This is a genomic window from uncultured Photobacterium sp., assembly GCF_947039875.1.
Taxonomy (GTDB): Bacteria; Pseudomonadota; Gammaproteobacteria; order Enterobacterales; family Vibrionaceae; genus Photobacterium.
In genome coordinates this window covers 1-21,448 of record NZ_CAMRAN010000028.1, presented here as the reverse complement: position 1 = coordinate 21,448, position 21,448 = coordinate 1, and the positions used below count along the sequence as shown (strand labels likewise).

General features: G+C 40.2%; 22 protein-coding genes and 1 pseudogene. 10 read left to right on the top strand and 13 right to left on the bottom strand.

Annotated elements, in window-relative coordinates:
• The first annotated feature begins 77 nt into the window (after positions 1 to 77).
• Together apaG and Q0V26_RS11190 are read left to right on the top strand one after the other, a co-directional pair.
• On the top strand, positions 78 to 461 hold the full coding sequence (gene apaG, locus Q0V26_RS11195; RefSeq protein WP_080158604.1) for a Co2+/Mg2+ efflux protein ApaG: 384 nt from the start codon (positions 78 to 80) through the stop codon (positions 459 to 461).
• Between the two features lie 50 nt (positions 462 to 511).
• A complete protein-coding gene (locus Q0V26_RS11190) occupies positions 512 to 1,330 on the top strand; it encodes a symmetrical bis(5'-nucleosyl)-tetraphosphatase (RefSeq protein WP_297481756.1) in 819 nt (272 codons plus the stop codon).
• 65 nt (positions 1,331 to 1,395) lie between these two features.
• On the opposite strand, the gene folA is transcribed toward Q0V26_RS11190, so the two are convergent.
• The 7 genes from folA to rplU all read right to left on the bottom strand — a co-directional run bounded on the left by folA (position 1,396) and on the right by rplU (position 6,163).
• Positions 1,396 to 1,878, bottom strand: coding sequence for a type 3 dihydrofolate reductase (folA, locus tag Q0V26_RS11185; protein WP_297481755.1), 483 nt, complete (start codon positions 1,876 to 1,878; stop codon positions 1,396 to 1,398).
• Positions 1,879 to 1,929: 51 nt separating this feature from the next.
• Positions 1,930 to 2,394 (bottom strand): threonine/serine exporter family protein, encoded by a 465-nt coding sequence (locus tag Q0V26_RS11180; protein WP_080174949.1) that lies wholly within the window; start codon positions 2,392 to 2,394, stop codon positions 1,930 to 1,932.
• Entirely contained in the window at positions 2,391 to 3,182 is a 792-nt protein-coding gene (locus Q0V26_RS11175) for a threonine/serine exporter family protein (RefSeq protein WP_080158628.1), read from the bottom strand. Before Q0V26_RS11175 ends, Q0V26_RS11180 begins: the two co-directional genes overlap by 4 nt.
• A gap of 140 nt (positions 3,183 to 3,322) precedes the next feature.
• A complete protein-coding gene (gene cgtA, locus Q0V26_RS11170; RefSeq protein WP_297481754.1) occupies positions 3,323 to 4,495 on the bottom strand; it encodes an Obg family GTPase CgtA in 1,173 nt (390 codons plus the stop codon).
• An 86-nt stretch (positions 4,496 to 4,581) separates the two neighbouring features.
• Positions 4,582 to 5,508 carry a DMT family transporter gene (locus tag Q0V26_RS11165; protein ID WP_297481753.1) on the bottom strand — a complete coding sequence of 309 codons (927 nt, stop codon included), beginning with the start codon at positions 5,506 to 5,508 and terminating at the stop codon, positions 4,582 to 4,584.
• 67 nt (positions 5,509 to 5,575) lie between these two features.
• The gene (gene rpmA, locus Q0V26_RS11160; protein WP_036796188.1) at positions 5,576 to 5,833 is read right to left on the bottom strand and encodes a 50S ribosomal protein L27; all 258 of its coding nucleotides are present in this window, start codon (positions 5,831 to 5,833) and stop codon (positions 5,576 to 5,578) included.
• Between the two features lie 18 nt (positions 5,834 to 5,851).
• Positions 5,852 to 6,163, bottom strand: coding sequence for a 50S ribosomal protein L21 (gene rplU / locus Q0V26_RS11155; RefSeq protein ID WP_045028003.1), 312 nt, complete (start codon positions 6,161 to 6,163; stop codon positions 5,852 to 5,854).
• Between the two features lie 278 nt (positions 6,164 to 6,441).
• On the opposite strand from rplU, the gene ispB reads away from it, so the two are divergent.
• Both ispB and Q0V26_RS11145 read left to right on the top strand, forming a co-directional pair.
• Positions 6,442 to 7,413: an octaprenyl diphosphate synthase gene (gene ispB / locus Q0V26_RS11150; protein WP_297481752.1), complete on the top strand. Its 972-nt coding sequence runs from the start codon at positions 6,442 to 6,444 to the stop codon at positions 7,411 to 7,413.
• A gap of 140 nt (positions 7,414 to 7,553) precedes the next feature.
• The gene (locus tag Q0V26_RS11145; RefSeq protein ID WP_297481751.1) at positions 7,554 to 7,745 is read left to right on the top strand and encodes a hypothetical protein; all 192 of its coding nucleotides are present in this window, start codon (positions 7,554 to 7,556) and stop codon (positions 7,743 to 7,745) included.
• Positions 7,746 to 7,838: 93 nt separating this feature from the next.
• On the opposite strand, the gene mdh is transcribed toward Q0V26_RS11145, so the two are convergent.
• Entirely contained in the window at positions 7,839 to 8,777 is a 939-nt protein-coding gene (gene mdh / locus Q0V26_RS11140; protein WP_297481750.1) for a malate dehydrogenase, read from the bottom strand.
• 394 nt (positions 8,778 to 9,171) lie between these two features.
• Here mdh and argR point away from each other — a divergent pair, with 394 nt between their 5' ends.
• Positions 9,172 to 9,642: a transcriptional regulator ArgR gene (gene argR, locus Q0V26_RS11135; RefSeq protein ID WP_080158612.1), complete on the top strand. Its 471-nt coding sequence runs from the start codon at positions 9,172 to 9,174 to the stop codon at positions 9,640 to 9,642.
• Positions 9,643 to 9,750: 108 nt separating this feature from the next.
• On the opposite strand, the gene Q0V26_RS11130 is transcribed toward argR, so the two are convergent.
• Together Q0V26_RS11130 and mpl are read right to left on the bottom strand one after the other, a co-directional pair.
• Positions 9,751 to 10,374, bottom strand: a complete 624-nt coding sequence (locus Q0V26_RS11130; protein ID WP_297481774.1) for a flavin prenyltransferase UbiX — start codon at positions 10,372 to 10,374, stop codon at positions 9,751 to 9,753.
• Between the two features lie 8 nt (positions 10,375 to 10,382).
• Positions 10,383 to 11,738 carry a UDP-N-acetylmuramate:L-alanyl-gamma-D-glutamyl-meso-diaminopimelate ligase gene (mpl, locus tag Q0V26_RS11125; protein WP_297481749.1) on the bottom strand — a complete coding sequence of 452 codons (1,356 nt, stop codon included), beginning with the start codon at positions 11,736 to 11,738 and terminating at the stop codon, positions 10,383 to 10,385.
• Positions 11,739 to 11,935: 197 nt separating this feature from the next.
• Here mpl and fbp point away from each other — a divergent pair, with 197 nt between their 5' ends.
• The 3 genes from fbp to Q0V26_RS11110 all read left to right on the top strand — a co-directional run bounded on the left by fbp (position 11,936) and on the right by Q0V26_RS11110 (position 14,030).
• Entirely contained in the window at positions 11,936 to 12,949 is a 1,014-nt protein-coding gene (fbp, locus tag Q0V26_RS11120) for a class 1 fructose-bisphosphatase (RefSeq protein ID WP_297481748.1), read from the top strand.
• 161 nt (positions 12,950 to 13,110) lie between these two features.
• Positions 13,111 to 13,638, top strand: a complete 528-nt coding sequence (gene ppa / locus Q0V26_RS11115; protein ID WP_297481747.1) for an inorganic diphosphatase — start codon at positions 13,111 to 13,113, stop codon at positions 13,636 to 13,638.
• Between the two features lie 11 nt (positions 13,639 to 13,649).
• Positions 13,650 to 14,030 carry a rhodanese-like domain-containing protein gene (locus Q0V26_RS11110; RefSeq protein WP_297481746.1) on the top strand — a complete coding sequence of 127 codons (381 nt, stop codon included), beginning with the start codon at positions 13,650 to 13,652 and terminating at the stop codon, positions 14,028 to 14,030.
• Positions 14,031 to 14,111: 81 nt separating this feature from the next.
• Here the strand turns inward: Q0V26_RS11110 and Q0V26_RS11105 are convergent, their stop codons facing one another.
• The 3 genes from Q0V26_RS11105 to Q0V26_RS11095 all read right to left on the bottom strand — a co-directional run bounded on the left by Q0V26_RS11105 (position 14,112) and on the right by Q0V26_RS11095 (position 20,259).
• Positions 14,112 to 17,876 carry a translocation/assembly module TamB domain-containing protein gene (locus Q0V26_RS11105; protein ID WP_297481745.1) on the bottom strand — a complete coding sequence of 1,255 codons (3,765 nt, stop codon included), beginning with the start codon at positions 17,874 to 17,876 and terminating at the stop codon, positions 14,112 to 14,114.
• Positions 17,873 to 19,597 (bottom strand): autotransporter assembly complex family protein, encoded by a 1,725-nt coding sequence (locus Q0V26_RS11100; RefSeq protein ID WP_297481744.1) that lies wholly within the window; start codon positions 19,595 to 19,597, stop codon positions 17,873 to 17,875. The genes Q0V26_RS11105 and Q0V26_RS11100 overlap by 4 nt, the downstream gene beginning before the upstream one ends.
• A gap of 452 nt (positions 19,598 to 20,049) precedes the next feature.
• The gene (locus Q0V26_RS11095) at positions 20,050 to 20,259 is read right to left on the bottom strand and encodes a DUF1107 family protein (protein WP_297481743.1); all 210 of its coding nucleotides are present in this window, start codon (positions 20,257 to 20,259) and stop codon (positions 20,050 to 20,052) included.
• A 108-nt stretch (positions 20,260 to 20,367) separates the two neighbouring features.
• Between Q0V26_RS11095 and Q0V26_RS11090 the strand changes: the two are divergent.
• Both Q0V26_RS11090 and Q0V26_RS17895 read left to right on the top strand, forming a co-directional pair.
• Positions 20,368 to 20,472: pseudogene (locus Q0V26_RS11090) on the top strand (YtfJ family protein); the annotation flags it as partial.
• Between the two features lie 114 nt (positions 20,473 to 20,586).
• The gene (locus Q0V26_RS17895; protein ID WP_363316469.1) at positions 20,587 to 21,030 is read left to right on the top strand and encodes a DUF2806 domain-containing protein; all 444 of its coding nucleotides are present in this window, start codon (positions 20,587 to 20,589) and stop codon (positions 21,028 to 21,030) included.
• Positions 21,031 to 21,448: the final 418 nt, after the last annotated feature.

The following is a 21,448-nucleotide window of genomic DNA, read 5'->3' as shown; positions in this document are numbered from 1 at the left end:
GTGTTATGCGGGGTTTTCTTTATTTATCAGCCAACAATACTAAAATGAGAATAAATCATCAGCAAAGGATATTGCCTGTGAGTATCTCATCTCCTCCAACGATCAAATGCCATGTTGTCAGTCATTATCTAGCAGAACAATCGCAACCTGATCAGCAACGTTATGTATTTTCATACACTATCACCATTAAAAATCTAGGCCGCGGTAGCGCTCACTTACTAACACGCTATTGGTTAATTACTGATGCTAATGGCAAAAAATTGGTTATTGAAGGTGAAGGCGTCGTCGGACAACAACCGCATATCAACGCTGCTGATGAATTCACTTATACCAGCGGCACTATCATTGAAACCCCTGTCGGTGTTATGCAAGGTCAATACACCATGGAAGATGAAGCAGGTAATCGCTTTAAAGTTGAAGTGACACCATTTCGACTAGCAATGCCGAACATTCTTCATTAACCTAATGCGATTAATTTCATGTTAATTAACGCATTGATAATGGGAGCACCATGGCGACTTATCTTGTCGGTGATATTCAAGGCTGTTTACCCGACTTAAAAAAATTACTGGCCCAAGCAAATTTCGATCCTCATCATGATCATTTATGGCTTGCTGGCGATCTGGTTGCTCGCGGCCCAGAATCGTTAGAAACATTACGCTTTGTAAAAGCATTGGGCGATCATGCTACGGTCATTTTAGGCAATCATGATCTGCATTTATTAGCGGTATCTCATCAACTGGCGCGCGCTAAAAAAAGCGATAATATCCATCAAATTTTTACCGCTGAAGATGGCCCTAAACTCCTTAATTGGTTACGCCACCAGCCATTATTAGCGGAACATCCTCATTACCCATTGGTTATGGTACATGCGGGTATTACGCCACAATGGACGCTTGAACAGGCACGTCAACATGCACGAGAAGTCGAGGCTCTGCTTCAGTCTGATGATTACTTGTGGTTATTAAAAAACATGTATGGTGATGGCCCTGATTGGTGGCAAGACGATCTTTCTCAAATAGAACGGTTACGGTTTACGATCAACAGTTTTACGCGAATGCGATTTTGCGATCCTCAAGGACGATTGGATATGCACTGTAAAGTACAACCCAATGATCCAAGTGCTGGTAACTTGATCCCTTGGTTTGATGTTAAGCGCACACAACCATTAGCAAAGACGATTATCTTTGGTCATTGGGCTGCCTTAATGGGTCATCAAGATGAACACTGTATTGGATTAGATACTGGCTGTGTATGGGGCAATAGCTTAACTATGCTGCGTTGGGAAGATGGGCAGCGATTCGTTACTGAGTGCCCGCTTTACGCATGATCGCGACACATAAAAATGCCGACAGTTATTGTCGGCATTCTTGATATTAACGTCTGCAACTTCGGTTATGATCGCTCTAAGATCACGAACTCCATCGCATAAGCATTTTTTTCATCAGCATCATAATGCTGACTTTCAACGCGATGCCAATGTTCGCCCCATTCAGGAAATTGGGTATCGCCGTCAAGATCTGCATCAATAAAGGTTAAATATAATCTATCCGCTATCGGTAAACACGCTTGATAAATACTGCCGCCACCAATGATCATTAGCTCAGGTGCATCACCTGCGGCTAATTTTGCAGCCGCCATATCACTAACGACAGTGATCCCTTCAGCATTAAAATCAGGATTACGACTGATCACGATATTTAACCGCCCTGGTAACGGACGTCCAATTGATTCAAAGGTTTTACGTCCCATCACTATCGGTTTACCTAGCGTGCAATGCTTAAACCATGCAAAATCAGCGGGTAAATGCCATGGCATGCTATTGTCTTTACCAATGATCCGTTGGTGAGCCATTGCAGCGATCATGCTGATCTTCATTTTTGCATCTCCATTTACGTTGCCAGTATTCGTCTTGTCATTCTGTCGTAGTTATACCACAGGACGGCGACGATAAAATAATAACCCAGGCATCGCCAATCCAATCGCTAACGCTGCAACAATAAATACTGCTTTCAATACGTTATCAATCATGACCCCCCATAAGGCTAATGAAAAGCCTCGATGGTTGATTTCAACGATAGCAATCATGGCTTTAAAGGCAAATACCCCCGGCACCATAGGGATCAACGCTGCAACAGTAAACACTTTAGGATGGGCTAAAAAACGGTGTGACCAATGGACACCAATCATACCAACAGTGGTTGCAGCGATAAGAGTTGACCACTCGATTGAAAGCCCCCAATGCATTAATAGAAACCGTGTCCCATGACCAATTGCACCACCAATAGCGCAATATTTTAACGCTTTTTGAGGCACATTAAACACCAATGCAAATCCCAATGCAGGGATCATCGCCAGTAACATATCATTCAGTAATGCCACCATTAATGTCATAGTAACCACCCCCACACACCCAATACATTCATTGCAGCGATAATGCCCATACAAGTCGATAAGGTTAATAAACTTGCCATGGTCCAACGGGCTAACCCCATACTTGGAAAGCCTTTTACCATATCAGCCACAGCATTAATTAATGGAAAACCAGGCACTAACATCAGTACCGATGAGGCCATCGCTAAAAAAGGTTGAGCACCAATATTGTACACTTCACCAAGCCCTGAAATGAGTGTGGTTACAAACGCTGTCACCCCAAAATTGAGCAGCGGATTAAAGTGGTAACTGGCAATCTGTTGACGCACATACATTCCCACAGAAGAGGCACAAAAAGTCAGTAAAAATACGGGCCAATCTCCTCCTGCTAAACGACTAAATGCAGCACAGGATAGACCAATCATAACCACCACTAACCAACGATTATAACGCTGAGTTTTGAGGTTTTCTAAGCGATGTTGAACGTCATTATCATCCAATAATCCTCGCTCAACAAGAATACAAATTCGTTGAATATCGGTCACTATTTGCATGTTGATACCGCCGTCTTGGCAACGTCGAGTAGTGGTAATACAACAACCTAAATGGCGAGTACTGATCACCATCGAACTGGCCGATAATGACACCTCAACATGCTCGACACCAAGCGCTAACCCCAACCGACGGGTAACATCCATAATTACGGTACTCTCAGCGCCATGCTGTAATAACCGCTGTCCCGCCTCTATTGCCAACCGAGTCACTTTCCGTTGCTGGGTTTCGCTCAATGGTAGCAAGACCCTCTCCATGTTGATATCCATTTACAATCCATTATAAAAATCATTTCAGAATAACTAGCATACCTAACCCACTACCACGCGTGTTGATTAAGCACAAAAAAAGCCACACCTCAACGGTATGGCTTCTTATGCATGTCGCCGATAATGGCTTATGGCTTATAGATGATTTCTACATCGTAATCATCTTCATTCCAGTCATCCCAATCATCATCGTCGTCTTCATCCTGAACTTTCTTAATTTGTTCAGCGTGGTAATCATCCCACTTAAAGTCGACTTTATCTTCTTTCTGCTCTTCAATTTCATACTTAACACGAGGTAGAGCCTCGATAGCAGCCATCAGATCATAAGTCAGCTCTTTAGTACCAATGCGGTTTAACGCTGAGATACTATAGTGTTTGCCTTCCCATGCTAATGCTTCAAGTACTTCAGTGATCTTTTCTTGTGCTTGTTCTTCATCAAGAAGATCTGCTTTGTTAAATACGATCCAACGAGGCTTATTACCAAGTTTATCGCTGTATTGCTCAAGCTCATTGATGATAGTAAAGGCATTCTCTACTGGATCAGAACCATCGGCAGGAAGCAGATCAACCATGTGTAATAACACACGACAACGCTCAAGGTGCTTCAAGAAACGAATACCCAAGCCAGCACCATCAGCAGCACCTTCGATTAGACCTGGAATATCGGCAACAACAAAACTACGCTCTGCATCAACACGTACCACGCCCAAGCTTGGAACAAGGGTAGTAAACGGGTAATCAGCTACTTTCGGCTTAGCTGACGATACAGCACGAATAAAGGTAGATTTACCTGCATTAGGTAAACCTAACATGCCCACATCAGCTAAAAGTAGTAATTCAAGGCGTAAATGACGAATTTCACCTTTACTGCCCATACTCTTTTGACGAGGCGCACGGTTTACAGATGATTTAAAGCGCGTGTTACCTAGGCCGTGGAAACCGCCTTTAGCTACCATCACTTTCATACCGTGTTCAGTAAGATCGGCAATCACTTCGCCCGTATCTTCATCGATAGCACGTGTACCTACAGGTACTGTTAATACTTGGTCTGCACCGCGCTTACCGGTACAGTTACCGCCACGGCCATTTTCACCACGCTCAGCAGCATGGAAACGCTCAAAACGGTAATCAATTAGTGTATTGAAGTTTTCATCAGCGTACAGGTAAACATCACCACCGTCGCCGCCATCGCCGCCATCAGGGCCGCCACGAGGAATGTACTTTTCAGTACGAAAACTTACTACGCCATTACCGCCATCACCGGCATCGGCTCGAATAACCGCTTCATCTATAAACTTCATTTTTTTCTCCGCACTGTGGCGTTTAACATACTGCGATGAGGGCATTTAGCACATATCACGCGTAGTAATTATTTCATGGACCTTGACTATTTGCTTGGGCTAATAAACTTATAGCCTATAGCACAACAAACAGCGCCACCTACCACAATTATAGCACCGAGATAACCCCATATGTTCAAAGAGGCTGTCGTAACATATTGTGGCCAAGCCAAACTCGCAAGATCGACAAATAATATCGTAAACAAAGGAGCCAGTGTGATCACTGCACTCACTTGTGATGCTTGCCAGCGTGACATTGCTTCTGCAAATGCACCATAGCCAACAAGCGTATTAATACAACAGAATAACAACATCCCTAATTGGCGGTTATCCATTGCGAAAATTTGTTGTGGTTGCGCCATTGGAGTCAGTATTACAGCACAGATAACATAAATCATCAGTAATATTTGTGCTGATGAAAATTGCTGTAATAGCCACTTCTGAGCCAGGCCATAAACGACCCACACTAACGCAGCAATAACAGCAAGGCTTACACCTACAGTATAGCCAGAAAAGCTGGTAAACAGCTCAATAAGCCGTTCATTAAAGAATAGAATCAAACCACCAATCAGAGCAATTACACCTACAATTTGATGGCGACCTAGTTTTTCTTTAAACACCCATGCACTGGACACTAATAGCATCACCGGCGCTAATTGGATAATTACTTGTACTACGGGAGGGTTCAGATATTTTAATGAACTATTATAAAGTACAAAATTACCTGCGAGACCAAGACTGGCAATGACAAGCACCACACAGCTCATTCGTCCAAGATTTGATATTGTTGGTAATTGCTTACGCCACGCTAAAAAAAGGCCTAAGCCAAACGCTGCAGTAATAAAGCGATACCAAACAATGGTAAAAGGATCCATCACTTCTACGGCTTGTTTCATTGCAATGGGTAACGCACCCCAAAAAACGGCAGTGGTCATTGCAAGAAAAAAGCCCATCATCGGGCCACGATCAATCATAAACCTTCCAGATATAAAAAGCCCCGCCAAAAAGGCAGGGCTTTAATATTCGTGTCGATTCTGAAAATTATTCAGCGTCGATAGATACGAATTTACGGTTTTTAGGACCTTTAACTTCAAACTTCACTTTACCGTCAGATAGAGCGAATAGAGTGTGGTCTTTACCTAGGCCAACGTTTGTGCCAGCGTGGAACTTAGTACCACGTTGACGAACGATGATGTTGCCTGCTAATACAGACTCGCCACCAAAACGCTTAACACCTAGGCGTTTGCTTTCTGAATCACGGCCGTTATTAGTAGAACCGCCAGCTTTTTTATGTGCCATCTTTAAATTCTCCTGTTATTAAGCGCTGATGCCAGTAATTTTGACTTCAGTGAACCACTGACGGTGGCCCATTTGCTTACGAGAGTGCTTACGACGACGGAACTTAACGATTTTAATTTTATCGCCACGACCGTGAGTAACAACTTCAGCAGTTACTTTACCGCCAGTTACAAAAGGTGCGCCTACAGATACTTCTTCGCCATTAGCTACTAAAAGTACTGAGTCAAATTCAATGCTAGCGCCAGTTTCAGCATCTAGTTTTTCTAAGCGTAAGGTTTGGCCTTCGCTTACACGGTGTTGTTTACCACCACTTTGGAAAACAGCGTACATGTCTTACTCCGCTTCTCCGCATAGGCCATTTGCCACGTCTAAAATGGGCAATGGGTATGCGCTTAATCTTGTCATCAATAGGGCGCGAATGTTACGCGAAAAGAGACTTTGTGGCAAGCCATTCTCGAAAGAAAATTGGTGAAAAGCTACCCAACACCAAAACTGTTTGAAATAGCTGTATTTGAGGTTATGACGATATGGTTATTTTAGTGTAAGATTCACGTATCAATTCGAAATATTTTCCGCCCTACGCGGCTAACAATCTTGCTGGACGTATAATGGATTTTAAAGCTATCCAAGCGCTCACCGCCAACGATATGGCGGAAGTCGACGCGAAGATACAGGCGCAACTGAACTCAGATGTCGCCCTAATTAATCAACTCGGATTCTACATTGTAAACAGTGGTGGAAAACGTATTCGCCCTATGCTGGCTGTATTAACAGCACGCGCGCTTAACTACGAGGGTGACAAACACACCACAGCTGCTGCTTTTGTTGAATTTATTCACACTGCCACATTACTTCATGATGATGTGGTTGATGAATCAGATATGCGTCGTGGTAAAGAAACCGCCAACGCAGCTTTCGGAAATGCGGCCAGTGTATTAGTGGGTGATTACATATATACGCGCTCATTTCAAATGATGACAAGCCTAAGATCATTAAGGATCCTTGACATCATGAGTGAAGCAACCAATGTGATCGCTGAAGGTGAAGTGCTACAGTTAATGAACTGTAATGATCCTGACACCACTGAAACAAGCTACATGCAAGTGATCTACTCAAAAACTGCACGTTTATTTGAAGCATCAACTCAAATTGCAGCAATTATTGCTGGTGCATCAGCGGAAGTTGAATTTGCACTGCAAGAGTATGGCCGTTATCTAGGCACGGCTTTCCAATTAATTGATGATGTGCTTGACTATGTTGCCGATGGTAAAGAAATGGGTAAGAACGTTGGCGATGATCTTGCTGAGGGTAAGCCGACATTACCATTACTGCATGCTATGCGTCATGGTGATCAAGCGCAATTGGCAATGATTAGAGACGCTATTGTGCATGCTAATGGTATGGATAAGCTTGATGCCATTCTCTCTTGTATGCGTCAGCACGGCTCGTTGGAGTACACCCAGCAACGTGCAGAACAAGAAGCCCAGAAAGCCATTGCAGCACTAGCCCCTATTGCTGAGTCAGATTATAAACAAGCACTGATTACACTTGCTCATATAGCTGTACAACGTAAAAAATAATCTATTCCCCCCGATTTTATCCAAACCTGTCTTTTTAAGGCAGGTTTTTACCTCGCGTTCAATACCAAGGTCACGATCAATCATGATCTATACTATAGCTATCACACCAATTTTATGAACTGTAGACCAAGAAGGCGATCATGGATATTAATCATTTAACAACGGGTATGTGGGTAGAATCTCATCACGGGGTAGGAAAAGTGATCGGTATAGATCATCAATATCATTCGGCGATCATTGAACACGGTCAAGATCACCAATTACAGTCGATTGACGTTGTCGATCTTATCGAACAACCTCAACTTCATAATGGCTGTGAACGCTATTATTAGCATTCGTACTCTTTAGAACATAAAAAAGCGGCTTTAATTTTAATTAAGCCGCTTTTTTTATACTTACTTTTTTAAACTTAGTAGAACCGCAACTTATTTAGCTGCAAACTCTTCACCAAGCGCGATATCTGCACGTAATGTTTCAAGCATACTTTCTAAAGCGTTTTGTTCAAACGCACTTAAATTGCCGTAATCCATCACTTCCTCAATACCCTCTTTACCCAATAACACAGGTTGAGCGAAGAAACGAGTATGCTGACCATCACCTTCAACGTAAGCGCATTCAACAACACCTTGTTCACCTTGTAGCGCACGCACCATAGCCAAACCAAAGCGACATGCCGCTTGACCCATAGATAACGTTGCAGAACCACCACCGGCTTTCGCTGTTACAACTTCCGTACCTGCATTTTGAATACGTGGCGTTAACGCTTTAACTTCATCTTCAGTAAAACTCACACCTTCAACTTGTGATAACAACGGTAAAATTGTCACACCCGAGTGGCCACCAATGACGGGAACACGAATATCACACGGAGAAACACCTCTAAGCTCTGCAACAAATGTTTCAGAACGAATCACATCTAACGTTGTAATACCAAATAGCTTACGCTTATCGTATACACCCGCTTTTTTAAGTACATCAGCAGCAATGGCTACCGTGGTATTTACTGGGTTTGTAATAATACCAACACAGGCTGTTGGGCATACTACTGCAATTTTTTCAGCCAATGATTTAACAATACCAGCATTAACATTGAATAAATCGGCACGATCCATTCCAGGTTTACGCGCTACACCCGCAGAAATAAGCACAACATCAGCACCTTCTAGTGCCGGCGTTGGATCGTCCCCACAATACCCTTTAATTGCTACTGGGGTTGGAATATGACTTAAATCAGCCGCAACACCAGGAGTTACTGGAGCTATATCATATAAGGCAAGATCTGAACCTGCAGGTAAACGGTTTTTCAATAGCAATGCTAGTGCTTGACCAATACCACCAGCCGCACCAATTACAGCAACTTTCATATTCGTTCTCCTTTACGATAGAAGTATATTTATTGACGTAGGTACAATCTGATCCAGTTAATAATCGTAATAACTGAATAACAACCTATGGACGTTATATTAAGCATAAAAAAAATACAATCATCTCCGACTCGCTTTGCGAAGTAACGCAGAATCCCATAAAAATGCACTCAAACACTTTTATCAGACAAATAAATTATAAATTTAATCATGGCTCAGCTTTCATAGTTTTCTGCTAATTAGTTATGATAAAACAATGACAAAAGTCACAATAAAAATTTTCATATACACTAAAAATACGATTTCACATATTTATTTTGATGCACTTTGTTTGCCTCTGAGTCACAGGTTATGCAAAAATGGCTTACCTCGTCCCTGTAGATAATATTTACTTATGCGAAATTCAGATAAACAAGAACGTTTAGTTAAAGCGTTTAAATTAATTTTAAAAGAAGAAAAGTTCAGCTCTCAAGGTGAGATTGTTGATGCATTGAAAGCACAGGGTTTTGATAATATTAACCAATCAAAAGTCTCTCGCATGCTAACAAAATTTGGGGCCGTGCGTACTCGAAATGCCAAAATGGAAATGGTGTATTGCTTACCAATTGAACTTGGCGTACCAACAATTACGAGCCCATTAAAAGAGTTAGTAATGGAAGTTGGTTTTAACAGCGCGTTAGTTGTGATCCACACCGGCCCTGGCGCAGCACAAGTCATTGCGCGTCTATTAGATTCTTTAGGTAGAGCAGAAGGGATCCTTGGTGTTGTTGCAGGTGATGATACTATTTTTATCACGCCGACCAATAATATCACCACCGATGAACTTTATGAGTCAGTGTGTGAGCTGTTTGATTACAGCAACTGATTGACGGACGATTAGGGTCTATCTAACTTTATATGGCATCAGCATAATTGCTCAAGAAATATAGACCCTTCGTTTTATCGTGTTTAACTCATATTAATCACTACATGATCATGGTTGACGTTGATCGTATCCCCAACGCGGCACCAAACCCTGCTCAATGTTTAAATGATCTAATATCCGCGCCACCATAAAATCAACTAAATCATCAATGCTTTGTGGTTGATGATAAAACCCCGGAGCCGCAGGCATAATCGTCACCCCCAATTGCGATAACTTGAGCATATTTTCCAAATGAATACTTGAGAATGGTGTTTCTCTGATCACTAGCAATAACTGACCACGTTCCTTAATAACCACATCCGCAGCCCGTTCAAGCAAGTTATTTGACATACCATAAGCCACAGATGCCAACGTTGATGCAGAGCAGGGACAAATCACCATTTGCTTTGGCGCCGCCGATCCTGATGCAACCGGCGAAAACCAATCTTCTTTACCACATACAACCAACTTTTCAGCTGAACACTGTAAATACGCCACTAACTGTTGCTGTGCCGTATCAGGAGCGGCTGATAATTTAAGTCCATGCTCAGTAGCTAAAACCACTCGTGCCGCAGATGAAATCAACAGATAAACCCGATAATCTGCAGCTAACAAGCATTCAAGTAAACGCAAACCATAAGGTGCACCAGACGCGCCCGTCCATGCTAATGTTATCTGTTTATTTGTCATTATCTCTCACTTTATTTTGCAGTTAATGCCGCTAATAGTTTGTCATGAATACCACTAAAACCACCATTACTCATCACTAAAATCGTATCACCTGATTGAGCTGATTCAACAATATTCGCCACCAGCGTATCAATGTTATCGCTAAAAAATACAGGTTGAGGACATTGATCAGCAATCTCTTGTACTGACCATGGAATGTTATCAGGCTGAAATAAAAACACTTCATCCGCAGCATGTAATGCAGGCGCTAAATCGTGTTTATGGACCCCTAATTTCATCGTATTTGAACGCGGTTCAAATACAGCAAGAATACGAGATTGAGGTAATTTAGCTCTTAATCCACCTAATGTTAATTCAATCGCCGTTGGATGATGAGCAAAATCATCATAAACCGTAATACCATTTACCTCACCTTTATACTCTAATCGACGCTTAGTATTGATAAATTTAGCTAATGCATCACACGCTAAATTCGCGGTAACTCCAACGTGTCGAGCCGCAGCAATAGCCATTAAGGCGTTATTGACATTATGGTCGCCGACTAATGGCCAATCGACAGTGCCGACTAATTGATCATCAAGATAAACATCAAACACACTACCATCAGCTAACTTTTTATCTGCACGCCAATGACCATCATCACCGATATATTCCAGCTCACTCCAGCAGCCCATTGCTAATGTCTCATCAATATTTTTCACGCCATGCGGCGCTAAAATACGTCCATTACCAGGTACTGTACGTACTAAATGATGGAATTGGCGTTGAATGGCTTTTAAGTCATCAAAAATATCAGCGTGATCAAACTCAAGGTTATTCATGATCAATGTGCGAGGATGATAATGAACAAACTTCGAACGTTTATCAAAAAAAGCACTGTCATATTCATCAGCTTCAACAACGAAGAACATACTTTCGCCAAGACGAGCAGAAACACCAAAGTTTCCAAGCACTCCCCCAACAAGAAAACCGGGTTGATAGCCACAATCATCTAAGATCCACGCTAACATACTCGCGGTTGTGGTTTTACCATGGGTGCCAGCCACAGCCATAACCCAGCGATCATGCAATAAATAATCCTGTAGCCATTGTGGACCAGAGGTATAACGTAAATTATTATTAAGCACATATTCAACACATGGATTACCACGGCTCATGGCGTTACCAATGACCACTAAATCAGGCGCTGGCTTTAATTGTTCTGGATCATATCCTTGAATTATTTCAATACCTTGAGACTCCAGCATCGTACTCATCGGCGGATATACATTGGCATCAGAACCGGTCACTTTATGGCCCAGCTTAGTTGCCAATGTGGCAGCGCCTCCCATAAATGTTCCACAAATACCTAAAATATGAATATGCATAACAGCTGTTTCCATCCTTAAATTTTATTAATGTCACGCTTTGACGTTACTTCGTTACCATAAAAAAGATCTTTATATACAATTCTTTATGTAACAAAAAAATACTGTGAGGTATTAACCCTCATTACACGTTGAGATCCAACAAGTATACAACTGAACCTACATCTTCCTATGACAACATAATGCAAGGATTGTTTATGACCGATATTAGAACGCTTGGTGAGTTTATTGTCGAGAAGCAGAATGATTTTCCTCATGCCAGTGGCGAACTATCATCATTACTAGGCTCAATAAAACTAGCGGCTAAAATCGTAAATCGCGAAATCAATAAAGCCGGATTAGCCGATATAACGGGAGCCGTAGGCACAGAAAACATTCAAGGTGAAGAACAACAAAAACTTGACCTTTATGCTAATGATAAATTCAAATCAGCATTAGAAGCTCGCGATCAAGTGTGTGGTATTGCCAGTGAAGAAGAAGATCAAGCTGTCAGTTTTAACCGACAAGTCAACCAAGATGCCAAATATGTAGTGTTAATGGATCCTCTTGATGGCTCATCTAACATTGATGTTAATGTTTCCGTCGGTACTATTTTTTCAATTTATCGTCGTATATCACCCGTTGGCTCACCCGCAACAGACGCTGATTTTCTGCAACCTGGTCATCGCCAAGTTGCAGCTGGCTATGTCATTTATGGTTCATCAACTATGCTAGTTTACACCACGGGTAATGGCGTGCATGGTTTTACTTATGATCCCTCACTAGGTGTATTTTGCCTCTCTCATGAAAATATGCAAATTCCTGTTGATGGTAATATCTACTCCATCAACGAAGGCAATTATATTCGCTTTCCATTAGGAGTGAAAAAATACATAAAATATTGCCAAGAATATGCACCACAAGATAACCGTCCTTATACATCACGCTACATTGGGTCGTTAGTCGCTGATTTTCATCGTAATCTATTAAAAGGAGGGATCTACCTTTATCCAAGTACTGCCAGTTACCCAAATGGAAAGTTACGGTTATTGTATGAATGTAATCCGATGGCGTTATTAATTGAGCAAGCAGGAGGACGGGCAACTGATGGCCAACAGCGTATTTTAGATCTCGAGCCAACCGAGTTACATCAACGAGTCCCTTTTTTCGTTGGCTCAACCAATATGGTTAATAAAGTAGAGGCTTTCCTTCACGAAGTTGATGAACAATAACTATTGATATTCAAGGTGGTATTAGCCACCTTGATATTAACCATCATCGCTTCCAGCTGTCGTATCCCTTCAACGACGATATTCTGACTACAGTTGTTTTTACTATAAATCATGATAACCTCAATATATGCAACATTTAATTAACAACAAAGAGGCCAATCATGAGTTTAAATAAAGTAACAGCAGGCCAAGATATTCCTCACGATATTAACGTGATTATTGAAATTCCTGCCAATACCGATCCGATTAAGTACGAAATTGATAAAACCAGTGGTGCTATTTTTGTTGATAGATTTACATCAACACCAATGTTTTACCCATGCAACTATGGCTATATTAACCATACTCTTTCTCTTGATGGCGATCCGGTTGATGTATTAGTACCAACCCCTTATCCATTACTGGCAGGAGCCGTAATTCGCTGTCGCCCTATAGGGGTATTAAAAATGACCGATGAATCAGGTGAAGATGCCAAAATTGTCGCGGTGCCTCATAGCAAACTCAGTGCTGAATACGATCACATTCAAGACATTGATGATCTTCCTCGCTTATTGAAAGCACAAATCGTACACTTTTTTGAACATTACAAAGAATTAGAAGCCAACAAGTGGGTCAAAATTAATGGTTGGGAAAATGTAGTGGCAGCAAAAGAAGAAATCATCACCTCATTTAAGCGTGCACAAAAATAGCGATCAACGCCATGAAGCACACACTACAATATACGTTATTGATGGCTGCACTTAATCTTACGGTGATGGTTCCAATAACTTATGCTCAGAATGTTTCTGTTCAACAGTTTTGGCAACTACAGCAACAGCAACCACACGTCATTATCGACGTTAGAACACCAAACGAGTTCTCACAAGGCCATCTCACTTCGGCAATTAATATCCCTTACCAAAATATTGTAACCATAGTAACGGCCTATAAAGATAAAGATCAACCGATCTTACTGTACTGTAAATCAGGTCAACGAGCAGAAATAGCAGCAACAACGTTACAAGAACTAGGATACACCGCAGTATATAATGGTCGAAATTATCAAGAACTCAATGCAGCACAACCATATCCAATACCATAATGGCATGATAGAAAAAGCCCGATTATCACTAATCGGGCTTATTATTATCAAGGTTCAGACGCTAAAGCATCAATATTGTGATTAATTAAATTCAAATTGGTAAAGTAAATCTACGGTTTGATCAAGACCAGAAACCGCTTCAACATACAGATTCCGCAATAATCGGTAACGTAAAGTAAATTCATCCACTTGGTTGAAAATACCTACCCCATACTTCACTTGTAACCCAGGAGCAATATAACCACTGATCGTCACTTGCGAATCATCACCCGCACCAGAAGTTGATAAGCTAAGATCTTTAACACCCACAGCCTCACCTACATCACCAACTAATTGACCACTTTGTGCCAAGCCAATACCAATCAATGCCGTTGTCATTGCACTATTATCGCCCGAGCTTTCAGAATCAAGATTCTTACCTGTTAGAATATACGATAAAGCATTTTGTTGAGGCATAGCCGGATCAGAGAAGATATTAACTTCTGGTTTATCAGCAGGACCTGTAACACGTACACCAGCAATTACATCATCTTCAATATTATCAGGATCTCTAATCGCTTCGATAGAAAGGTAAGGTTGTTCTGCTGGACCATTAAACAAAATTTGTCCTTTACGAATCGATAACTCTTGTCCTAATGCGCGGTAGTATGATCCTTTGGCAATATTGACCTCACCATAAATCATCGGCCCTTTACCTGCTTGGCGAACGTTTAAATCACCTAGCAAGCCCGCTTTTAAACCAAAAGCAGACAATTTAACATCATCACCAATATGCACAAAAATATTGGTCTTAATATCAAATGGTACTTCTGATTTTTCTTTTAACGGCTGCATATCATCTTTTAAGATCACTTGATCTTTTGATACTCTTACCGCAGATTTAGGTAACTGATTAACCGTAATTCGTCCCCACGGAATACCGATTTTTCCGGTAATTTCAGCCATCGTTGGTGATGCTTCAATAGTTAAATCCGGTGATACCTTCAATGCAACCATTGGCGGTACACTTACTTCTAACTCTTTACCATTAACATTCAGCTTCGTTTTCCAAGCCTTCATATCCTGCCAATCACCAGTGCCTCGTAATAATAATTGTCCATCTGGCGTGTAAATATTACCGATTAGATTGGCGTTATAGCCATTAAATGCCAGTTTAATATCCGCATTTTTAATATCTAACGGTACTTTACGTCCCGTTGCTTCAAGCTTAGATATTTGTAATAAGCCATTAACTGCTGGATGTAAAATAGGCCCTGTTACCGTTAAGTTGGTATCAACTTGACCATCAAACTTATGATAATCTTTGATTATCGGTTCAAGGAATCCTAGAGTAAAACGATCAAGCTTAACATTGGCATTAATTTGTTTATCGCCTTGTAGATTGGTGATCTTTACGCGGCCACTTAAATCACCATTGTTCTTAATCGCAACTAACCAATTCGCATTTAATACATCATGTTGCATTTCTGCATTAACGGTCACTTTATCCCAACCTAATGTTAGCGGTTGTACATCATTACTTATCTGTTGGCGTATACTACCGGCCGGCATAATGATATTCGCTTTTAGATAGGGTGCGGTTTTAGGAGACCATTTAGCATCAACATTCGCACCTAGCTCACCCTTCACTTGTAATTCTGGCGGTAAGAACGGTTTTAACAAATCAAAGTTGATTTTACGAATAGCTAACTGCGCTTGGCCTGATGTTCCAGCACTCAAATCGTTAGTTAAACAAATACCGGCTTGTCCTTGTTGCCAACAATGCGCACCAACAGTTGCCATTGCCGTTTTAAGATCATAACGAATCAAGGTTGGATGATTAAGTACCCAGTTACCAACGGGCGTACTAATATCACCTTTAACTAAAGTCCCTTTCCAACCTGTTTTCTTATTAAAGTCGCCATTGAGCAATAAATTAGCACCAACAGGTTCACCTTTCGCATTAACACTTAAACTATGTTGTTGCTCTGTACCTTTAAATAGAATCTTAAGATCATCAAGTGTTGTTGTGCCATATTTACCCTTCTCAGCAGTCAAACTAACATTCGCTTTCATCGTCGGTAAAGGCGTCACATTACCTTTAAGATCAAACGAAGCTAAACTTGCTAACTGTTGCCAACCTAAGCCATTACCTTGTAAATCAAGCTTAATATCTGGCGTCGCCATACTGCCAGATAGCATCACATCACCATTAACAGCACCATGAAGGCCTTTTAATGATTTAGATAAATTGGGTGCAGCAATATTAGCAACCATGTTCCAGGTTTTATTAAGCTCACCTTTTACCATCATCCCGTTAGGACCATGTTTTAATGTCAATCCAGGAGTATTAACCCGCAATAAATTCCCTTTGCCATTAATATCAGAGGCATCTAACTTACCAACAAGCGTTAAAGCCTGCTTCATGATGGTACCGTTAACCGCTAACTGTGGCAGTTTTACAAACCAACCACCTTGCTTAGTTAAGCCACCAGAAGTATCGAGATTACCACTAACATTGCCTTGCGCTGCAGGCCATTGTAAACCCGGTTGAATGTCAGAAAATGCTAGCTGTCCACTCCAGCTGACTAAATCTTTCCAGTTCGCTTTTGCATTACCCGTAATAACACCACCTAAGGTATTAATTTTTAATGATGAAAGATCAACCTTATTCAGATCACCTTTACCATTAAGGGCAAACTTCACCGCAGGCATCGGTTTACCATCAACGCTACTTTTAGCCTTAAATGTAAAGCCGCTTAAGCTGCCTTTCGCATCAATATTAGTATTATTAACAGTAAACTCAGCTGGCTTATCGATTGGCCACTGTAAATGTCGGCTAGAGATTGCCACATCAAATGGAAAATCAGCTTTTAACGGCGATAATAGACCTTTAACAATGGCGTCTAATTTACCTTTAAGCTGCGCATCAACAACTAGCTTTTGTAATGAACCACTCGCTTTTAACGTTAGTGTTTGACCACTGACAGGCTTCATTGCGATATTAGCATCCGCATTTAACGTTAAAGGATAATCACCAGCCAACGTTACTTGTGCCTGCGCTTTTAAATTCGCTTGTGGTGCCTCAAACTGCAGTTTTTTAAGGTTAATTTCACTCCCTTTTCCAGACGCGATCACTTCAAGTAAAGATACTTTTTGTGGTGTTTCACCTTCTAATTCGAAATGTTTAACTGTAAAACGTTCAATATCAAACGACATTGGTAATACAACATCAGGCAATGTGATAACGGTAGCATCAGACTTAGCCTTAGCCTTAACATTTACTTTGGGCTTTGATTTCGATTTTACAGGCTTTTCCACAGGAGCAAGTGCTAACTTAATATTATCCCAATCCGTTGCCTTTAAGGTAACATGACTGCCAACAACCATCGCGGCGGTAGAGAAATGTTGCCAATTCACTTTATTCGCCAAGATATCAAGATCAATATTATCTAAGGTAACCTTATCAACTCTAATTGGAATCGGAAGACTGATTTCAGTTACTGGTTTTGATGGTTGCTCAGGCTCAGTGGTTGGCGGTAATGTTGGCATTGAAAACTTAACGCCATTAACCCCTACATTTGAAATACAAATTTCAGGCGTCAATAAACAGCGATCATCCAAGGTTAGATTCAACTGTTTAACCGCTAAATTCATATTGCTATCTTGATAGCGGACATTATCAACTTGAAAGCCGCGTAACAGAGAACCTGAAGTATTACCTATAGATAATGCAGGTAACGCTTTTTGCGCTCCCCAACTGGCAAATTTTAACCCAGCAGGAGTATATAAGATCACTGCAACGGCGATCACTAAAAACAATAAAATGGCTAAAATAGCCAGGGATATGCGCTTCACCCAGATCATAATTCAGGCCCTAAAGAAAAGTGAAGTTGAAACTTATCCTTGTCGGGCTTATCAAGCCCCCAAGCAAAGTCGATACGAACCGGCCCCACCGGAGATGCCCAACGAACACCGAAACCAGTACCTCGCATCCAATCTGGTTTGTTGTCATTCCATGTCGAACCATAATCATAAAATAATGCACCCCACCAATCGTCATATAAACGGTATTGGTATTCAATACTGCTGGTCGCCATATATTGACCACCGACCATACGGCCTAAATCGTTACGTGGTGAAATAGACTCATAACCATAGCCTCGAATACTATTATCACCACCAATAAAGTAGCGTAATGATGGTGGAATATCACGAATGTTATCTGCCAATACAGCTCCCCCCGCAATACGGAAAAGGCCTCGTTGGTTTTCACTTAAGGTGCGAATCCATGCCGATTTTGCTTCTAAACGAATTAAGCTCGTATCTGAACCTAACGATTTATCTGCAAATTCAACCGAAAAATTATACTTACTACCAGATGTTGGGAATACGCCACCAGTAAAGTAACTTTTACTATAAGAAAGTCCAGGTAAGAAGACATTGAAGGTGCCATTCTCATCCCCACCCTGCTTATACTTTTCATTAAGCCAATGTAGTGAAACAGTACGTTCCCACCCAGAATTTAGTTTCCAATGTCGTTCAACACCTAAACCTAATTGTGTACTGATTGTATCGTGACTATCAACATAACGAATACCACCAATAATTTGATAGTAGTTATTCAAAACATCATCTAATGGAATTTTATAGGCAGCTTCAAGCTTAGGCTGTTCTTTCGATATCTCCGATTTAAGGTAAAAACTATGGCCGTTGCTGGTGATCCATGGCTTTTTCCAATTAAATTTTAGGCGAGGTCCAGTATCAGTTGAAAAACCAATACCCGTTTCTATTTGATTTCTAGCTTGAGGAGTTAAAGCGACCTCAATAGGAATTTTATCATCCTTACGTTTAGTAACATCGCCACCGACATAAATAGATGAAAACCAACCAACGTTAGATAAGCGTTCATTATATAAACCTAATTTAGACGCTAAATAAGGCTCATTTTCAGTATAAGGGATCATTGAGCGAAGGCGTTTATCTTTGATTTGACTCCCGGTAAAGTTTGTATCACCAAAGGTGTAACGTCGTCCAGAATCAAAGTCTATAGTAATAACCGCTTCATTACGGGTAGGAATAACACCTAATTCGCTTCTCTTGAGCTCAGCATCAAAATAGCCACGGCGCACAGCCAAACTTTGTAATGCTGACTTTAAGGCTTCATATTTACCTTGATTAAGTGCCATTCCAACACCCAAACCACTATCTTTTAATAATGAAATAAAAGCCGGATCATCTTTCGCATCCCCAGTAATAATGATATTACTCTGACTAATATGAGTACGAGGGCCAGCATCAACAGTGACAGTTATATCCGTCTTTTTGCCACTCCCTTCAACCTGATAGTCATACGTCGGCTGGTAATAGCCTAACGCTTGCAATGCTTGACTAATTTCAGATTTAACCTGCTCTTGAAAGCGTAAGGTATCACTATAATCATTTTTAGAAATAGCCGATAAATAGGCATCGACATTATCTTCAAGGCTACTATTTAATCCCTTAACTTTAAGAGATGCCGCCATGGCCGGACTTGATAACACTAAGGCAAAAGATGCAACACCCAGCCATTGATAAACTTTATTCATTCAAATTATGCTTCTTGGAAAAATTAGATTCATTCACGCGGTCTATTTTGGCAAATGGTGTAGATCTATGCCAACAATAGCTACAAACATTATTGACAATAAATCACTTAATTCATATATGTGTCATTAATAACGCATCCTATTAGTTTTATTTCTTTAACGTCAAACGACTTTTATAATGAGAATAAAACACCTTACATCACTAAAGTGTTACATAGCAACTCAATAGTTAGAGAGTAATTTTTTTCATTTTTAGCTAAGAATTACAGCCTAATAATGCTCTAAATATTATCAACAAGCATTGCAAAATGAAAATAGCAATTATCTTACTATCAAATTTTCATTTGCCCTTTATTAATATACGTCTAATAAATAACAATTAGTAATAAGGTATAATAGAACCAATATCTCAACACGTAAAACATCATGATTTATTACTACAGCAGTATAATTTAAACAATATTCACAGAAAATATCTTAATTTCTTGATTCACCTCAGAGATAACACTCAATACTTTAAGGCCAGCAGATTGAAGAGGGACCAATCGAACATTTTTAAATTCAAAACCGCCAATTCCAATAATAAAAAGCCGTCCTCGAAAGAAATTTTTGACATGTTTTGCAATTTTAATAGGGCGATATACTTGAAATACTCTTAGCATAAATCCTCACATAATAATTAGTCAAACGCAGTGATTTTTATTAACGATTAAACATGCAAGCAATCTGCCATATAAAATATACATAAATAATTAACAATAAAAAATAGAATTGTACTTAATAATGGCAGCATTAATTATCAATCTTGGCGCAGCATACAGCTAACAGGAAAAGTTCGTATCATAATGACAATCGTAGGAAGAAGTTCTGCAAAAAGAACAATCAAGGCTTAGTCAATGCGAGCAGTGCAATAATGAAACGGCAACAAAGCCAGATCTTGATTGGTTAGTACGTTTTATTACAATGGCTAAACAAGTTTACAGTTCATCATGCAAAATTTATGGGCTCAAATTCTCAAAAAAGAGTTAATACACTCAGGAACTATATCGTTAAGAGCTCTTACTATTTTAATCTCGATGACTCATGAAGAAGCATTGTTATTTCAATATATTATGAGCGTTAGTTGTCAGATTAATAATACTAAAGATAGAAAGATCGTTACAAATATAAAGACAACAGAGAAAGTAATGTGTTTTTGGGTAAAGGATAATAACTATCCTATTGAATATCATCAGTACTCTCTACCATATTCAAGTATCGTTATTTTAATGGACTTAGGACTAATATTAAAAACAGAATTTGAATCAAGTAAAATAAATCATATACAAAACATACAATTATATTTTAAAAATATTAGCTATAGTTTGAATTGCTATAATAAGAGCGCATCTATTACCGTATATCTCCTACCGGAGAAGAACTTGCTACATTAATAGACTATAGCAGTAATACTAAATACCAAAACTATCTATTAAACATCCTCACAAAAATATTTACAATTACAGCAGAGCAATAAAGTATTATTTGATGGTTTAAATAAATAATAGAATCATGGCATTATAATCAATCAACACGTCGTAATAATCTCAAGATAAAAATCATCAAAACAACCACATAAAATGACTATTTTCTTCAATAATGTGAAGTTGATAGGACTTGCTGCGTCCCCCCGGCGTAGCTGGCACTAATCTTCCCAATAGAAAGTTAACCAACTAAACTACCACTCCGCAGTATCTATTCTGCATCATTTTACTTTTATACAAACGAAAAAAAACCTGAATCTTTCGATTCAGGTTTCTTAAATAAATGGCGGAGTGGACGGGACTCGAACCCGCGACCCCCGGCGTGACA

Bases quoted from the DNA above. Each gene is read 5' to 3' on its own strand.
- folA (WP_297481755.1), bottom strand. From the start codon at position 1,878: ATGAAGATCAGCATGATCGCTGCAATGGCTCACCAACGGATCATTGGT.
- argR (WP_080158612.1), top strand. From the start codon at position 9,172: ATGCGAAATTCAGATAAACAAGAACGTTTAGTTAAAGCGTTTAAATTA.
- rplU (WP_045028003.1), bottom strand. From the start codon at position 6,163: ATGTACGCTGTTTTCCAAAGTGGTGGTAAACAACACCGTGTAAGCGAA.
- Q0V26_RS17895 (WP_363316469.1), top strand. From the start codon at position 20,587: ATGCAAAATTTATGGGCTCAAATTCTCAAAAAAGAGTTAATACACTCA.
- Q0V26_RS11100 (WP_297481744.1), bottom strand. From the start codon at position 19,597: ATGAATAAAGTTTATCAATGGCTGGGTGTTGCATCTTTTGCCTTAGTG.
- rpmA (WP_036796188.1), bottom strand. From the start codon at position 5,833: ATGGCACATAAAAAAGCTGGCGGTTCTACTAATAACGGCCGTGATTCA.
- Q0V26_RS11180 (WP_080174949.1), bottom strand. From the start codon at position 2,394: ATGACATTAATGGTGGCATTACTGAATGATATGTTACTGGCGATGATC.
- Q0V26_RS11190 (WP_297481756.1), top strand. From the start codon at position 512: ATGGCGACTTATCTTGTCGGTGATATTCAAGGCTGTTTACCCGACTTA.
- Q0V26_RS11095 (WP_297481743.1), bottom strand. From the start codon at position 20,259: ATGCTAAGAGTATTTCAAGTATATCGCCCTATTAAAATTGCAAAACAT.
- mdh (WP_297481750.1), bottom strand. From the start codon at position 8,777: ATGAAAGTTGCTGTAATTGGTGCGGCTGGTGGTATTGGTCAAGCACTA.
- Q0V26_RS11110 (WP_297481746.1), top strand. From the start codon at position 13,650: ATGAAGCACACACTACAATATACGTTATTGATGGCTGCACTTAATCTT.
- Q0V26_RS11105 (WP_297481745.1), bottom strand. From the start codon at position 17,876: ATGATCTGGGTGAAGCGCATATCCCTGGCTATTTTAGCCATTTTATTG.
- mpl (WP_297481749.1), bottom strand. From the start codon at position 11,738: ATGCATATTCATATTTTAGGTATTTGTGGAACATTTATGGGAGGCGCT.
- Q0V26_RS11165 (WP_297481753.1), bottom strand. From the start codon at position 5,508: ATGATTGATCGTGGCCCGATGATGGGCTTTTTTCTTGCAATGACCACT.
- ispB (WP_297481752.1), top strand. From the start codon at position 6,442: ATGGATTTTAAAGCTATCCAAGCGCTCACCGCCAACGATATGGCGGAA.
- ppa (WP_297481747.1), top strand. From the start codon at position 13,111: ATGAGTTTAAATAAAGTAACAGCAGGCCAAGATATTCCTCACGATATT.
- cgtA (WP_297481754.1), bottom strand. From the start codon at position 4,495: ATGAAGTTTATAGATGAAGCGGTTATTCGAGCCGATGCCGGTGATGGC.
- Q0V26_RS11145 (WP_297481751.1), top strand. From the start codon at position 7,554: ATGGATATTAATCATTTAACAACGGGTATGTGGGTAGAATCTCATCAC.
- fbp (WP_297481748.1), top strand. From the start codon at position 11,936: ATGACCGATATTAGAACGCTTGGTGAGTTTATTGTCGAGAAGCAGAAT.
- Q0V26_RS11175 (WP_080158628.1), bottom strand. From the start codon at position 3,182: ATGGAGAGGGTCTTGCTACCATTGAGCGAAACCCAGCAACGGAAAGTG.